This is a genomic window from Flavobacterium sp. ENC (assembly GCF_020991415.1).
Taxonomy (GTDB): Bacteria; Bacteroidota; Bacteroidia; order Flavobacteriales; family Flavobacteriaceae; genus Flavobacterium.
Map to the genome: position 1 here is coordinate 598,262 of NZ_JAJMOY010000001.1, position 15,823 is coordinate 614,084.

10 protein-coding genes and 2 tRNA genes are annotated in these 15,823 nt (G+C 38.9%); 4 read left to right on the plus strand and 8 right to left on the minus strand.

The window, feature by feature from the left end; all coding sequences use genetic code 11:
- Positions 1 to 120: 120 nt before the first annotated feature.
- The 5 genes from LPB89_RS02415 to LPB89_RS02435 all read right to left on the minus strand — a co-directional run bounded on the left by LPB89_RS02415 (position 121) and on the right by LPB89_RS02435 (position 8,834).
- Positions 121 to 1,470 (minus strand): DUF5689 domain-containing protein, encoded by a 1,350-nt coding sequence (locus tag LPB89_RS02415; protein ID WP_230700100.1) that lies wholly within the window; start codon positions 1,468 to 1,470, stop codon positions 121 to 123.
- Between the two features lie 22 nt (positions 1,471 to 1,492).
- Complete coding sequence (locus LPB89_RS02420) at positions 1,493 to 4,324, minus strand: carboxypeptidase-like regulatory domain-containing protein (RefSeq protein ID WP_230700101.1); 2,832 nt, start codon at positions 4,322 to 4,324, stop codon at positions 1,493 to 1,495.
- 288 nt (positions 4,325 to 4,612) lie between these two features.
- A complete protein-coding gene (locus LPB89_RS02425; protein ID WP_230700102.1) occupies positions 4,613 to 5,830 on the minus strand; it encodes an MFS transporter in 1,218 nt (405 codons plus the stop codon).
- A 387-nt stretch (positions 5,831 to 6,217) separates the two neighbouring features.
- On the minus strand, positions 6,218 to 7,258 hold the full coding sequence (locus tag LPB89_RS02430; protein WP_230700103.1) for a Gfo/Idh/MocA family oxidoreductase: 1,041 nt from the start codon (positions 7,256 to 7,258) through the stop codon (positions 6,218 to 6,220).
- A gap of 505 nt (positions 7,259 to 7,763) precedes the next feature.
- The gene (locus tag LPB89_RS02435) at positions 7,764 to 8,834 is read right to left on the minus strand and encodes an NADH:flavin oxidoreductase/NADH oxidase (protein ID WP_230700104.1); all 1,071 of its coding nucleotides are present in this window, start codon (positions 8,832 to 8,834) and stop codon (positions 7,764 to 7,766) included.
- Between the two features lie 201 nt (positions 8,835 to 9,035).
- Between LPB89_RS02435 and rseP the strand changes: the two genes are divergently transcribed.
- The 4 genes from rseP (at position 9,036) to LPB89_RS02455 (ending at position 11,904) form a co-directional block, all read left to right on the plus strand.
- On the plus strand, positions 9,036 to 10,379 hold the full coding sequence (gene rseP, locus LPB89_RS02440) for an RIP metalloprotease RseP (protein ID WP_230700105.1): 1,344 nt from the start codon (positions 9,036 to 9,038) through the stop codon (positions 10,377 to 10,379).
- An 83-nt stretch (positions 10,380 to 10,462) separates the two neighbouring features.
- A tRNA-Asn gene (locus LPB89_RS02445) sits at positions 10,463 to 10,536 on the plus strand.
- Between the two features lie 38 nt (positions 10,537 to 10,574).
- A tRNA-Asn gene (locus tag LPB89_RS02450) sits at positions 10,575 to 10,648 on the plus strand.
- Between the two features lie 854 nt (positions 10,649 to 11,502).
- The gene (locus LPB89_RS02455; protein ID WP_230700106.1) at positions 11,503 to 11,904 is read left to right on the plus strand and encodes a helix-turn-helix domain-containing protein; all 402 of its coding nucleotides are present in this window, start codon (positions 11,503 to 11,505) and stop codon (positions 11,902 to 11,904) included.
- A gap of 256 nt (positions 11,905 to 12,160) precedes the next feature.
- Here the strand turns inward: LPB89_RS02455 and LPB89_RS02460 are convergent, their stop codons facing one another.
- From LPB89_RS02460 to LPB89_RS02470, 3 genes are all read right to left on the minus strand, one after another.
- Entirely contained in the window at positions 12,161 to 13,687 is a 1,527-nt protein-coding gene (locus LPB89_RS02460) for a hypothetical protein (protein ID WP_230700107.1), read from the minus strand.
- Between the two features lie 30 nt (positions 13,688 to 13,717).
- A complete protein-coding gene (locus tag LPB89_RS02465) occupies positions 13,718 to 14,407 on the minus strand; it encodes a hypothetical protein (protein WP_230700108.1) in 690 nt (229 codons plus the stop codon).
- Positions 14,408 to 14,608: 201 nt separating this feature from the next.
- Positions 14,609 to 15,805, minus strand: a complete 1,197-nt coding sequence (locus LPB89_RS02470; RefSeq protein ID WP_230700109.1) for an aminopeptidase C — start codon at positions 15,803 to 15,805, stop codon at positions 14,609 to 14,611.
- Positions 15,806 to 15,823 lie beyond the last annotated feature (18 nt).

A 15,823-nucleotide genomic window follows, 5' to 3' on the forward strand; every position in this document is an offset into this window, starting at 1 on the left:
TGGGACGACCAAAATACAAAATCCAATTAAATTTTAACAGGCTCAGGCTTAAAAACTATTTATTTTTAAATAATACACTAAAAACCAATGCTTTAATTTAATTTTTAAAAAAAGTTGTATCTATTTTTCTCCATAAATTTTTACATCATCAATCATAAAGGCTCCATTTAACGTTTTGTCTTTTCCGGAACCGATATATTTAAAGGCAATATTGATCTTTCCGGAATAAGGCGACAAATCTATCGCTCCCGAGCTTATAAACTGACGGGAAGGCGTTGACTGTGTGGCGATCTTTGCAGTTAATTTTGTCCATTGGGCTTTCTTTAGGTTTGAGCCGTCAAAATTTTCTGAGACATAAATTTCCAATGCATTCAGCGGGGAATCAACTTTCAGGTCATGTTGGGCACTTCTAAAAGACAACACAGCATTTTTATAGGATTCCATATCAATTTTAGGAGAAACCAGCCAGGCAATATTTTCTGCAGCAGTGGTGCTGGTGGTATTGAATTCGGCATAACCATTCCCTCCGTACACCATACTTTTCCATAATTTAGACGCTTTTTCTACGATATTGCCCCAGCCCGGAAGATTAAAATTCACATTGTTTTTTACCGACTGAAAATCCTCCGAAAAGAAAGGCGCACTTCTTTTGCCTTCCATCATAACATCGCTTTCAAATCGGGCCACCAATTGATAGTCGGATCCGAATTTTGTGATCACCCCACGTACTTTTCCGCTCCCGTCAGGTACGATACCGGCTGCAAAATTGGCAAAACTGCTGGTCCTGAAAATAATTTGATTTCCCGTCTTGTCTGTCAGGTTCCAATTGGTCGCACCCCCAATAGCATTGGATTCCTCAAAATAATGACGACCGATTGCCGCCTCTGTAAATTGCACGTCTTTAAGGTCTACTAACGTGTTTAATTTGTTTTCGTGTAAAGCTTCTTCTATCGAAAGAGACTGCGCTAACTGGCTTTCATCAACCACTACGCAAGAAGCATTCAGCACGTTTTTATAATCATTTTGTGAAACCCTGCCTATTGTTGGTTCACCCGAATTACTGGCATACAAACTGCCAATCCTTAACGCACCATAACTGAGATCTGTATATTGATTTTTTAGTTTTATATAGACTCTGTTTCCGACACAAAAGTCTACGTAGCTATTCGCTGCATCAACAGCAACACTAAATCCTGTTTCTGGATATTGCTCGTTCCCTAATGTCTGAAAAGAAATCGTCCTGAAGAAATTGCCTCCTTCATCTGACGATACCACATAGCCTTCAATGACATCATCATAATTGTACTGCTTCGGAACTAAACCGGAAACACTTTTTACTTTTTCTACGGTCTGATTTACGGACAGGTTCGCCTGCTCACAGCCTAATTTAGGCATCTCAATTTCCGTGCTGCACGCGCAAAACAGATATAATTGTATGGCTAGAAAAGCGCTTAAATATATATTTCTCATAACATACTATGTTTTGTAAGGTTTATAAAGTGATACTAAGGTTTACGAAATAAGTCCTTCCGTAGCCATAAAAATATTTGGGTCCAAATGATGGAGTCCCGCTGGAAACATCCTGATTAAGTGCCCTAAAATTGGCATTTCTTGCCTGTTCAAAACCACCTGTTTTGTAATAGGAATCAAAAACATTATTTATGCTGGCAAAAAACCCAACATATTTTCCAAAAACCCGCCAGGATTTTCCTCCCGTGACATTTAATAAGGAAACGGGATTGAATTTTTCCTGCCTTAATAATTCATTAGCCCTTTCTTCGGTGGCTTCCGGAAAAGCTAAACCATTTTTTGAATTGATATAAAACCGATTCGTTCTTGCAATTGGGGAGACATCAATATAATTATTTGTCAAATAATTAATATTCGCAGCAAGCCACCAGAATTTAGGATCCCTGTATTCCAAACCCAATGAACAGGCCTGTTGTGGCATACCCGGCTGTTTGTAATTTTTTAGCCTGGATTCTCCAAAATCAAAAGTGGCCTGTGCATTCGTTTTTGCAGCATTGGCATCATTGGTGATCGATACATTTGGGTTACTGCTGTACGTATAATGGCCGTATGCTGCAGATAAACTCGTTTTCAATGTTGCCGAAATCTGATATTCAAAACTAAGTTCAGTTCCGATATTTTTCTTGTCCAGATTCGTTAGTGTCTGACTTACAAAAGCATCGGTATTATTATATCCGGCACCTTTATCAAAAATTCCTTCGACATAAAAAAAAGAGGTTTTGGTAGTGTTTTTTATCAGACTGTAGTAAAGGGTTGTCCTGATTTTAAGTGTAGGCGAACGATATACATAATTTCCTTCTGCGCTGCTTATTTTTTCATTTTCAATTCCGTTCACAATAGCGTTGTTGAGCCTTGAATTTGAAAAAGTATTGCGAAGTGAAGGTGCCCTTGTCAGATACATTCCATTAAAAAACAGTCCTTGTCTTCCTGAAATCTTATACGTCAATCCACTTTTGAAACCAAAATTTTCAAAATTTACTTTTTGGCTTTTACCCAGTGAAGTGGTTTGATAAATTCCGTTTTGATACAATCCTTCTCTTTGATAATCGGACACCGAATACGATTGTGACAGGTAAAACTCCGTTTTTTTATAATTGAATTTAAATTGTGTAAACGCATCAACAGTCGTTGCCAGAAGATTATAGTTGTAGCCATACTGATCCCCCACTTTTACCTGTCGGTTTGGATTTCGCAAATCAGATTGTGCCTGATTGCCATTGTAAAAAGCATCAATATCCATAAAATATTCCCCTCCCAGTAAATCTAAAAGATGCTGAAAATGATGCGCTTTCAAATTCCGAAAAGTAATTCCGCCGTCAAAAGCACTGTTTTCTGTGAGTTGGATATTTAGGTTTGAATTTGCCGCAAATGTCTTGTCGTCCGTCCGGTCTTCGTACAGAACATAATGACTTTGTACGGGTCCGTATCCTGTGATGATTCCTTCGGCATTTGTTATGGGTTTCTGATTGGCACGATAAATTTCTTCCCAGTTAATCTGCGGATTGTTCAAAAACGATTCTTTACTTTTTTCGGCATTTTCATGGTCAGGCGTAAAGTCTCCTGAGAATCCTCCTTTGTCAGCCGCATACATAGAGCTGAAATAACTGGGCAATTTTCGATAATAAACAGGATCCGGACTTGGTGTATTCTGATAATCGATATTGCTGTTTCCTGTTTTCCCAAACTGGTACATCATGCCCGAATTCAGGTTTGCTTTTTCATTTATCTTAAAATAATGGTTCAGCATTAAAAGCGGTTCTTCTATATTTTTAACTCTCGCATTCCGCTTTTTTCCGTTTTGCCAGCCCCAGTAGGAATTGTATTTTCCAGATGTCAATTGAGTAACTTCAGCTGTATTGGCGGAGTTTTTTCCACGGGAATTTGGCGTATAAAATCCTGTAAAATTAATCGAGTGCCGTTTGTTTACGTTCTTTTCGATACTTAGAAAAAAAGATTCCCCATCGAAATTTGTTCCTTCAAAATAACCTTCATTTCCGATGCGTTTCCCCGCTGAAACGACATACGCCCAGCCGGAAGAATTCATGCCTGAAGCATAGGTTCCTATAGCGCGCCAGTTGTACGTTGTATTGCTTCCGGAGAAAGTAAGACGTTCTCCTTTTCTATATAGGGAAGCCCGCGTATAAATTTGCTGCGTGCCCAAAATCCCTCCAAAACTATAAAGCGAAGCTGCTCCGCCAATAGAAAATTCCTGATTTCGAAGTACATCATTTAATCCTCCCCAATTGGCCCATTGCGGCCTTCCGTCGTAAATTTTATTCATGGGCATTCCATTCAGCATCATGGTCCCGTTTTCGCTGTCCAGACCACGTACTTTAAACCGGGCCTGTCCCCAACTAAACGCGGAGGCCTGAAAAAATGCATCTTTTGCTGATTGTAAAAGACCGGAAGTCATTTCGCTGGAACTGTTATCATCAGACAAATCACTTTCGAGCAGGGTAATTAAGGTGCCCTGTACCTCATCTGTAAAATTATCTTCCAATTGTAAAATCCCTAAAGTAAGGTTGGCATAGATATTTATTTTCAGCAGCAAATCTTTATACCCCTGACTGTGCACCAAAAGCAACTGCTCTCCTTTGAGGGAAGAATACAATACGAATTTTCCGTTTGCTCCGGTAAGCTGCGTGACAGCAGAATTCTGAATGCTAACGACAACATTCTCTAAAGGGTTTTGTGTTTTTGCATCAATCACGATTCCTGAAATGGAAATTTCCTTTTGTGCAAAAGCAAGTCCAAAAGGCAGCAAAATAAAAAACAAGATGTACTTTTTTCTCATGGATAACACCAATTAACTTTGATAAATACTTTGGGATTAAAATGTTTAAAAAAGCAAACATTCAATCCTTACATCAAAGGATAAAATTGGTCTTTGGAAAAAAGGTATTATAAAATGGCCGAACAAGTATTCGCGCTTCAAAGATAGCATTATTAATTAAAATAATACTTTTCTTACTATTTTATTTTAGAAGTGAATAAAGAATTCTAAATCCATACAGATTTACAACAATCTAATTTCGTCATGAAATCGTATCGTGTGCCATAAGATCTTCGAAAAGATGCTTAATTAAGCAGTTCTGATTTTAGAAACCATAAAGGCAATCAGAACGCCAAAGATTCCGATAAATGCAAAAGAAAACTGAAGTCCAAAGTTTTGGGCAATGTGCCCGATTACCGGAGGTCCCATTAAAAAACCAAGAAAACTAACGCTGGAAACTATCGTCAAAGCTTCTCCGGGCGGCACTGTCGGATTTTTTCCGGCCATACTGTAAACGGTTGGAACAATCGTAGCGACTCCCAGCCCAACAAACATAAAAGCAATGGTACAAGGTATGAGGTAAGGAAGAAAAACGGCGGTAAAAAGTCCGGCAGAAATCATCACACCGCTGATTTGCATAACGCGTTCACGGCCAAATTTATTGATCATTCCGTCTCCTAAAAATCGTCCGCCCGCCATCATAATCATGAAGGACGTGTACCCTAAAACCACCAACGGTCCCGGTGCCTCGACAACATCTTTAAAGTAGACTCCGCTCCAGTCAAACATAACCCCTTCGCTGGCCATGCTGCAAAAACCAATCACGCCCAGCCAGATTAATGCGCTGTCCGGTTTCACAAACAGCTTTTTCTTTTCTCCGGTTTTTACTTTAATTTTCTCTTTGGCCCTCACCAGAAATTTAAAATTAAAGGCGACCATGATTAGTACAATTCCCCCCACAATTAAAAAATGGTGCAGCGGACTTAACTTTAAGGCTAACATTCCTAAACCTACCAAAGCCCCTGTAAATCCGGCAAAGCTCCACATTCCGTGAAAAGACGACATGATTGTTTTTTTGAAAAGGACTTCGGTATAAACGCCTTGTGTATTGACGGCAATGTTGGCTAAGTTTCCAAACAACCCGAACAAAAACAAGCCTAACGATAATTGTAAAACGGTCGTTGCCAAACCTAAATTGGTAAGGCATAAAACATACATGATCAGCGAGAAAATCAGGATACGATGGCTTCCGAATTTGGTGACCATTTTTCCTGAAAAAGGCATAATCACCAACTGACCCACCGGCAATGCAAAAAGTATAGATCCCAAATCTCCTTCGGTGAGGTGAAGAGCGGTTTTAATATCCGGAATGCGGCTGGCCCAGGTGGCAAAACTTAAACCCATTCCAAAATAAAACATTCCGACAGCAAAACGAATTCGGTTTAAATAAGAAGCTTTTGCCTCTCTGTAGACTTTCTTAATTTTTCCTTTGGCCTGGAAGAATGATAATGGATTGAAATTGATCAAAATAATGCGTTTAATGTTTGTGTGGCAAAAGTACTAAAAAGCTACTTTACAGACTACCAAACCCTTTCGGTTCCCTGATTTATAACGTTATTGTTTATAAATTTAATCTAAATGAAGCAGAAAAGGCATTGGGTTGCAGGTTTTACGGGTTAGGCGGGTTGTCACTGGTTTTATTTTTTGCCTTTCCGATAACTATCGAAATCACATAATTAAATGAATTTAAAATCTGTGTCAATCCGCGTAATCTGCAAAATCTGCGGGCAAAGTTTTAATTATACTATTCAAAGTTTTTTATCAATACAAAATGATCAGGATCACGCATAAAAAGGATTGAAAAAAATATCTTGTTAATCCGCATAATCCGCCAAATCTGCGGGCAAAAAACAGCTAAAGAACGATAACCTTTTGCTGCGCAGCGCTCGCAATAGCGGCTTCGATAATCTGCATTACTTTTACACCGTCTTGTGCCGTAACCGGTTCTATTTTATTATTGGCAATTGATTCATAAACACCATCAAAAAATGAAAAATAATTCCCCTGAAGTGTTGGTACTTTTTCACGCACTTCTTTTCCGTTAATTTCGGTATGCAAAAGGCCCTGCAAACTTTCCGATTCTGTTCCCCAGGATGCTGAATCCGGTTTTTTTCCGAGTTTTAAATCGTCTTCCTGAACATCCCCGCGGGGTTTGAGGAAGGATCCTTTTTTTCCGTGAAGGGTATAGGCGGGATTCGCTTCCCTGACAAAGAAACTTGCTTTTAAACGAACTCTGAAATCATTGTAAATCAATACCAAATCGATCCAGTCGTCTACAAGAGAATTTTCCCGGGTCACTCTGATATCCCCAAAAACAGCTTTCGGCGAGCCAAACAAAGCAAGAGCCTGATCGATTAAATGGGGTCCCAAATCCTTCAGAATTCCGGCGCCGTCATTAACGGTTTCTTTATGTGCTTTCAGGCTCAGTAACGGATTGTATCTGTCAAAGTGAAACTCGGCTTCGACCAAATCTCCTAAAACGCCCTCATTGATTATTTTTTGAACGGTCTTAAAATCACTGTCCCAGCGTCGGTTCTGGAAAACGGCCAACTTCAGTCCTTTGTCTTTCGCAATTTTTGCCAGTTCCTCGGCTTCGGCCACAGTAGTGGTGAACGCTTTTTCTACAACGGCATGTTTTCCGGCCAGTAATACTTTTTTTGCATATTCGTAATGGGTCCCAACCGGGGTATTTACGATAACCAAATCAACGTCATCGGCTAATAATTCGTCGATGGAAGGATAACTTTTTACGTTTGGATAATCTTCCTGAATGAGTTTTTTGCTTCTTTCCCAGGAACCTAATAATTCAAATCCCGTATGAAGGTTTAAAAACGGGGCGTGAAAAACTTTCCCCGACATTCCGTATGATAATAGTGCTGTTTTTATTTTTTGCATTTTCGTTTCGTTTTTTTGTCACGGATTATATGATGGAAAAGTTTTTTTGCCACTAATTGCACAAATTTCCGCAAATTAATTTAATGTCTCTTTACCTTCATTGAATTTTTGTATTGCTTTCTTTTGCCACAGATTATTGTGATTGGAAAAGATTTTTTTTGCCACTAATTGCATGAATTTCCGCGAATTAATTTAATGTCTCTTTTCCTGCATTGAATTTTTGTATTGTTTTTTTGCCACAGATTTTCTCGATTAAAAAGATTTTTTTTGCCACTAATTGCACGAATTTCCGCGAATTAATTTAATGTCTCTTTACCTTCATTGAATTTTTGTATTGCTTTTTTTTGCCAGAGATTATTGTGATGGGAAAGATTTTTTTGCCACAAATTTCACGAATTTCCGCGAATTAATTTAGCATTTTTACACGCACAGATTTGTGAAAATTAGTGCAATTCGTGGCAAACTTTTTTTAATCCTTTTAATCAAAATAATCTGTGGCAAAAAATTAAATCTTAGCGCGTTCGTATTGTTTTGGCCATTGAATATCGTCGTGTAGTTCTTTGGCGAAATCTAAAGCTAAGTTCGGGTTTCTTAATGATTCCCTGGCGAATAAAACCAAATCGGCCTGACCGTTATTCAAAATATCTTCGGCTTGTTGCGATTCTGTAATTAATCCCACCGCTCCGGTTAAGATGGCAGCTTCTTTTTTGATTTTTTCAGCAAAGGAAACCTGATAACCGGGACCAATCTGAATTTTTTGGTGTGAAACCAATCCGCCCGATGAAACATCAATTAAATCTACTCCTTTTTCTTTTAGTATTTTCGAAAGCTTTACAGATTCTTCCGGATTCCATCCGCCTTCTGCCCAGTCTGTTGCTGAAATCCGAACGAATAACGGCAAATCTGACGGCCATTCCGACTGAACGGCTTCGACAATTTCCAAAGTAAAACGGATTCTGTTTTCAAAACTTCCTCCGTATTCGTCGGTTCTGACATTCGTTAAAGGCGATAAAAACTGGTGCAGTAAATAACCGTGTGCCCCATGAATTTCCACAACCTTATAGCCCGCTTCAACAGCCCTTCTGGTTGCTGCTTTAAAATCGGAAACTACTTTACGGATTCCGTTTTGGTCTAAAGCTTCCGGAAGGAATGGTTCATCATCGTGATACGGAATCGCACTCGCAGAAACCGTCTGCCATCCGCCTTGGGCGAAATCTAACTTTTTATTGCCTTCCCACGGAGCCGAAACACTGGCTTTTCGTCCGGCATGCGCCAGCTGAATTCCGGGAACGGCGTTTTGAGAAACGATAAATTCGTTGATCGGTTTTAATTTTTGAATGTGGTCATCTTTCCAGATTCCAAGATCTGAAGGAGATATTCTTGCCTCCGGAGAAACGGCTGTCGCTTCCTGAATGATCAAAGCTGCTCCGCCGCTGGCACGACTTCCTAAGTGAACCAAATGCCAGTCGTTTGCAAATCCGTCAACTGAAGAATACTGACACATAGGCGAAATAACGATTCTGTTTTTTAAGGTAATTTCTTTTATTGTAAGTGGAGAAAATAATAATGAAGCCATATTTTGTAACTTTTAATAGTTGTGTGCTACCTATTGGGTACGATAGCGTTTAAAAAAGTAAAGTTAAGGCATCTGCCTAAAAGGAGAAATCTAAATGTTTATTAATTAACAAACATTTAAAACCTTATGTATTATCTTGCACTATCAAATTAAAATAGAAACGTTACTTTTGTGCGTTAAATTACGAACTAAAAATACAAAATGGATATAGTTATCAAACTCTCTCAATTTCTATTGAGTTTATCTTTACTTATTATTCTTCACGAATTAGGACATTTTATTCCTGCTAAATTATTTAAAACAAGAGTCGAAAAATTTTACTTATTTTTTGATGTTAAATATTCTCTTCTTAAAAAGAAAATCGGCGAAACAGAATACGGAATCGGATGGTTACCGCTTGGAGGTTATGTAAAAATCTCGGGTATGATCGACGAAAGCATGGACAAAGAACAAATGGCCCTGCCTCCGCAACCGTGGGAATTTCGTTCTAAACCGGCATGGCAGCGTTTGATTATTATGCTGGGTGGTGTTACGGTAAACTTTATCCTGGCGTTTATTATCTATATCGGAATGGCGTTTGCTTACGGTGATACCTATGTTGCCAACAGTGATTTGAAAGACGGTGTTCTGGTTGAAAATCCGGTGATGCTGAAAGCTGGTTTTAAAACCGGAGACAAACTGGTTTCGATTGACGGTAAAAAAGTGGTGAACTTTGATGGTGATTTAAACATGAACATCATCATGGCGAAACAGGTCCTGATTGAAAGAAACGGTCAAGAGCAAACCATTACGATGCCAACTGATTTTGTAGATCAGTTATCGAAATACGAAAAAGGCCTTTTAGTAACAATCCGTAAACCTTTTGCGATAAAAGATGTTCCTGCTGAATCCGGAAATAAAGATTTAAAGGCAAAAGATCTAATTGTGAGCATCAACGGTCAACAGGCAAAATATTACGATCAGGCAGTGGCTATTTTGGCCAGCAACAAAGGAAAAACAATTCCGGCTGTTGTGCTGCGTGATTTAAAACAAACTCCGGTTACGGTAAAAGTAGATAAAAACGGAAAATTGGGTGTAATTGCAGGCGGTGTAGATTTATCTGATTTAGAAAAACTAGGCTACTATAAAATAAGTACCAAAGAATATAGTTTCTTCGAATCTATTCCGGTTGGACTTGAAAAAGGGAAAGACCAGTTGGTAGGTTACGGAAAACAGCTGAAAATGATTTTCAATCCGGAAACCAAAGCATACAAACAAGTAGGTGGTTTTGCAGCGATTTTTAACATTTTTCCGAGTTCATGGAGCTGGGAAGTATTCTGGTCGATCACGGCTTTATTGTCAATTATGCTTGGTGTTATGAATTTATTGCCAATTCCTGCCCTTGACGGAGGTCACGTGATGTTTTTATTATACGAAATAATCAGCGGCAGAAAACCGAGCGATAAATTCTTAGAGAACGCCCAAATGGTTGGTTTCGTTTTACTTATAGCACTGCTTTTGTTTGCTAACGGAAACGATATCTACAAGGCAATTGTAGGCAGATAAAAATAATTGAGAAAAAGTGCTAAAATATTTTTGCGAAATTAAAAAATCAACTATATTTGCACTCGCTAAAAAGAGCAACAACTTCCTCCTTAGCTCAGTTGGTTAGAGCATCTGACTGTTAATCAGAGGGTCCTTGGTTCGAGCCCAAGAGGGGGAGCAACTTTTTTTAGCAAACATATTTACCTTTAAGGTGATTCCTTCTTAGCTCAGTTGGTTAGAGCATCTGACTGTTAATCAGAGGGTCCTTGGTTCGAGCCCAAGAGAGGGAGCAAATAAGACTATCAGAAATGATGGTCTTTTTTTTGTTATATATGTCAACCATATTATTAGTCCAGTTTGTCATTTCGACCAAAGGGAGAAATCGCACAAGATAATCGACAAAGATTGGCGATTATAGCTACGGAGTTTCTTGTGTGATTTCTCCTTACGTCGAAATGACACCAAGCGATCGACAAAGATTGGCGATTTTAGCTACGGAGTTTCTTGCGTGATTTCTCCTCACTGCGAAATGACACCAGGCGATCGACAAAGATTAGCGATTATAGTTACGGAGTTTCTTGTGTGATTTCTCCTCACGTCGAAATGACACCAGGCGATCGACAAAGATTGGTAATTCTTAGATACGAAGTTTCTACTGCGATTTCTCCCTTCACTCGAAATGACACATAAAATTAAATGAACTTATATCACTTATATGGTAAAGCATCACACCACATGACCGACACAGACTGGCGATTTTAACCTGTTTGTCGCGCAGCTGAACCGGAAGGTCAGTTCCTTTTAATTTAAACCCTAAAGGGCAAATTAAAGCCCTGCAACTGGCCAGCGAAAACAAAGTAGGCTTACAGTGTATCGTTGGCAATCTCGAAGCGCTCGAATTCGAAAAAGAATCGTTTGATGCAATCGGATTGATATTTGGAAGGATCAATGATTGATACTTTTTGCAAATGATAAAATGAAGTTTGCAAAACTATTAGTTTTTGTTTTATGTAAGAAAATTTATACTTTTGTTTCACGCCCTACAAGGAAGCATTAGCCCAAATTGAATAATTATAAGTTACTAATGTAAACTTGTATCGTACAGAACCGATTATTTCTCAACAATTTTAAATATCTTTGAACTATGAGCACAGCAACAAAACCAAATCATATAGGCCGAAAAATCAGCCGTATTCGTGAACTTCGTGATATGAAGCAGGAAGCATTGGCACAGGCTTTAGGCACCAATCAACAAGCTATTTCGATTATTGAAAACAGCGAAACAATTGATGAAGAAAAACTGATAGAAGTTGCTAAAGCACTTGGTGTAACAGCAGAAGCCATTAAAAATTTCTCTGAGGAAAATATGACTAATTATTTCAATACTTTTAATGATACTGATTTTAGCAGTAGTCAGGGAGCTTTCAGTCAAAATCATCAATGCTCATTTAATCCTCTTGATAAAGTGGTGGAACTTTACGAACGTTTGGTTCTGGCTGAAAAAGAAAAAGTTGAATATTTAGAAAAATTGTTGAAGGAGAAGTAATTCTTTTTAAAACATAGCATTTATATAAAAGAGAGATCTCGTCTGAGATCTCTCTTTTTTTGTTTTGGCGTGTCTGTTTTACATTTCAAAATTTTATGAACAAAAAAGGAATTAAAAATATTTTGTTTCGCTTTTTGAAACAAAATTAAAATTTAAAAAATTTGTTCGTGTTTTTGAAACAAATTTTAATAAAAATAAATTTGTTACAGTTTCTTTTCAAAATGAAACCTAAAAACCATTAGCCCCCATTCTATCTTTAATTCACAGTAAGCGGCGGCGGAATTATCCCTTGCGAGATGTATTTCAACCCTGAGATTCCGGGTAAAAACAAATACAAACTTCCGTCTGTACGTACAAAACGCGTCAGGTTTGGGGTTTCTGTATAAGTTCCCTTTTCATTATAAGCAAAGACAAAATTATCCGGACTGCTATCGTCGGCCTGTGGTCCAAAAATTGGGTCTACTCCGCTATAATTTGGCGATGCATCGGGATTTCTAAAACCGCCTTGTTCTAACCAGAGCCTCGTCACAAAGCGAAACTGAAAATCAAGAACAGCACCAATAAACAATCCAACCAATCCGCGTTGTATGCCGGGTTTTTCAGCAGGATCATAAACGGGTCCGTACGGCGATGCGCGTCTTACAATACGATGCGTTTCGGCGTTATCATCATTCCCTTTTACGTTTATATCATCCCGCGGGTTTGCTCTTCGGATGTGCGCTGCATACGGACATTTTAAGGCGAGTTCGTCACTGCTTTGATCGCCTTGCTGGTTTGGGCTTGGCGTTAAGTAATTGAAATTCGTAAAATTAAAATTTTTGGTACTGGGTTCTCCCAGGCTTTTATCTTCCTTGTCAGGAGATACCACAAGAGGTGTACCGTCACGCCAGCGTCCGCACATTTTTGCAGCCATTAATTCGGGCGAGATTTCAGTGTTGGAATGGATAAATCTATTGAATTTGGCTTCGTCCTGATACAACAATCGAAACGCCGAAAAGGTACCGTTTACCAATAAAGTATGGGCATAATAATCCTTCGCCTGTTGGCTGATCACAAAACGATCGAGTGGTACTTTTGGCCGGTCATCGATACTGCTGATGCCCATTAATTTTCGCATCTTGGGCTTTTCCCATATAATATCATCAATGCGGGGCTGAGACAGACTATCGCGATACCCAAAATGTACATAATCTGAATTTCCATCGACTGTAACAGGATCTGAATCCTGATAATATACCGGAATTACAGCTGGCCCTGATGGTGTTTCTGTGATCATACCCAGCAAAGCCGCATAGTATTTTTCTCTGTTTTCAGCGGTCAAAGTAAAAAGCGTTATTTGAATATGAAGCTCACTGCCATTGGCAGTTGGTGCTTCTTTTGGTATCCAGCCTCCGTTTTTCCACCAGTTCGCCGGAGCACTCTCTCCGGTATCACCCATTTGTCCGGCATCTTCTACGGCTCCTTTTTTAAAGGATTTAAACACTTCGCGACTTGAATGCCGTTCTACTGCTTTACTATTAGCTGTACCTATAAGCTTTTCTAAACCTGCATACGTAAAACCAATATTAAGACAATAGTCCGGTTTTTCCATGTTTTCCCACGGCTCTGCATTGGTTATCAACAAACCACCGGGAGCAGTTCCCGAAGCCAGGTCTGCACAAAACTGTTTTGCTCCGTCAGTATTTTTTATACTGAAAATAATATATCTGATATGAGGAAAATTATAGCCCCGCAATATTAATCCCTGTATATCATTCATCTCAATTTGACTGGAATTACTCATAGTTTATCTTCATTAAGATTAGATTCAAAATTATTCGCAATCCGGTTTTTGGGCTTTCGGAAAATTATAACTCACCTCACCCGGAACCGCTGGCCATACTTTATCGGCATTTGGATAGTTATCAATAATTTTTGCTACTGTAAGTCCCGGAAAATTGGTGCCAAAAACATATTTTCCTTTTTTATCTCCTGCTGAGAAAACGGGATCACCAAAATTGTAACGCATCAGCAAGCAGTAAAATGCTGCTGCATTTTTAACCACTCCGCTATTTTCGTCGTTTTTTTTCTTTTTTATAAATTTTGCAGATGTTGGTCCGTCTGGGTCTACACCCGGAATTCCCTCTTCATCTATAAACTGCAACAGGCCGTCTAGACCATCCACAATTTGCTCTATCTTGAAGAACGAGCTGATATAATCATCGAATTGCCCGTCATAGATGGACATAACCACCAATACATCTTTTCCCGGATAAGACTGAAATCCCGGAACAGGTATTCCCGGAGTTGGAGTTCCGTCTGCCTGCGCATAAATGGTAAAATAATGGACACCGGTTGTTTTACGGGGATCTCCGGTTGGAGCGGTTAACAAAGCTACAGCTTCTTTAGCTTTTTGAACTTCTCCCATTGCCTGGGTTAGAAAACCTTTTTTCAGAGGAATAAATAAAAATAACAGATGCTGTTGATCTGTAATGGGTACTGTGATTACTTTGGGTGTTGACATGGTTTCGTTGTTTATCGGATCGCCCTACTCTGTTCAGGCTTTTCGGGGAAACGCCTGTTAATGACTTAATCAAGACGAATTTAAGGACACCTAACACAACCAAGTCCAGTACTTATACCTGATTTAAGGCTTGCTAATTTTCAAAAAAAATAGCGCTGCAATTGCTTGCAGCGCTATTTTATATAAAATTTGAGAATAAACTTACACTCCTAATTTCTTGGCAATCTCAGCAGGAAGCCCGCCTTTGTTTACTAATAGAGCAGTTGTTTTATATTTTACGAAATTTTTGGTTACGAATAAGAACCCTTTATAGTCGTTTGTTTCTCCCCAGGAATTTTTTACGATGTAATATTCTCTTCCGGTCTGATCTTTGGCAAGACCTATAATGTGCATTCCGTGATCGTCCGTAGTGGTGTAATTGTCAAACGCAGCCTGACGCATTTCAGCTGTGATTTCCGGTTCCGGTTTTGGTCCGTTAAACATGTCTGCTTTTTCTTCTGCAGTCATATCATCGAATTTTTTGGTCGGAACATACGCTACACCATTTTTCCAGCTAAAGCTTTTTTCACTTACGTCAGTTGCCCAGGCTACAGTGTATCCTTTTTTCAAAGCATTGTCGATAACGTCTGTCATATCGTTTACTTTTACATTGTACACCTGATCAAAAGACCAGTTGTCCGGCACCATCATAGTTGTTTTTTGGTAATACGGCGCTGTGGTAAACGATGACATTTCGATATAATCATCGGGATTGATTCCTACTACTTCTTTCGCAAAAGATTGTGGCGTGTAATTTTTTCCTTTGTAGGTAAAATTATCCGGCGCTTTTCCTAAATACGAATCAATAACCGCTGCATACGCTTTTTGCCAGTTGGGTGTTAATTCCCCGTTTGGATTTTTTACCACAGCCGCCAAAACGCCTTCGATAAGTGCAGACATTTCTCCAAATTTATTTTTATCGGTTCCGTAATTCAGTCCTGTGTAGACTTCTCTAGGAACGGTTCCGTATTTTCTGTACATATTAATTACATCGTGCAAAGCACCTCCGTCACCCAAAGTAACCGCTCCGTGCATACGGACATAATTGATTCCTTTTTCAACATAAACATTTCTCGCCGAATAAATCTGAGACAATTCAACCGGCTGTTTTCCCAAACGAATCATTTCTGACTCTAAAAAAGAGTTGGTAGAATAACTCCAGCAGGTTCCTGAAGAACCTTGTGTTTTTACAGAGGTTGTTCCTAAATTGATTTGTTCCGTGAATTTAAAGTTCTCTTTACTTTTATCACTCGCATTTAGTTTTAAGGAGTTTACCAAAACGTCCTGTGCAAAACAGCTGCTTGCTCCAACAAAAAATACCGAAGCCGCAAGTACCGATTTGAATGAAAATGGATTCATAAATTAATGTTTAAGGTT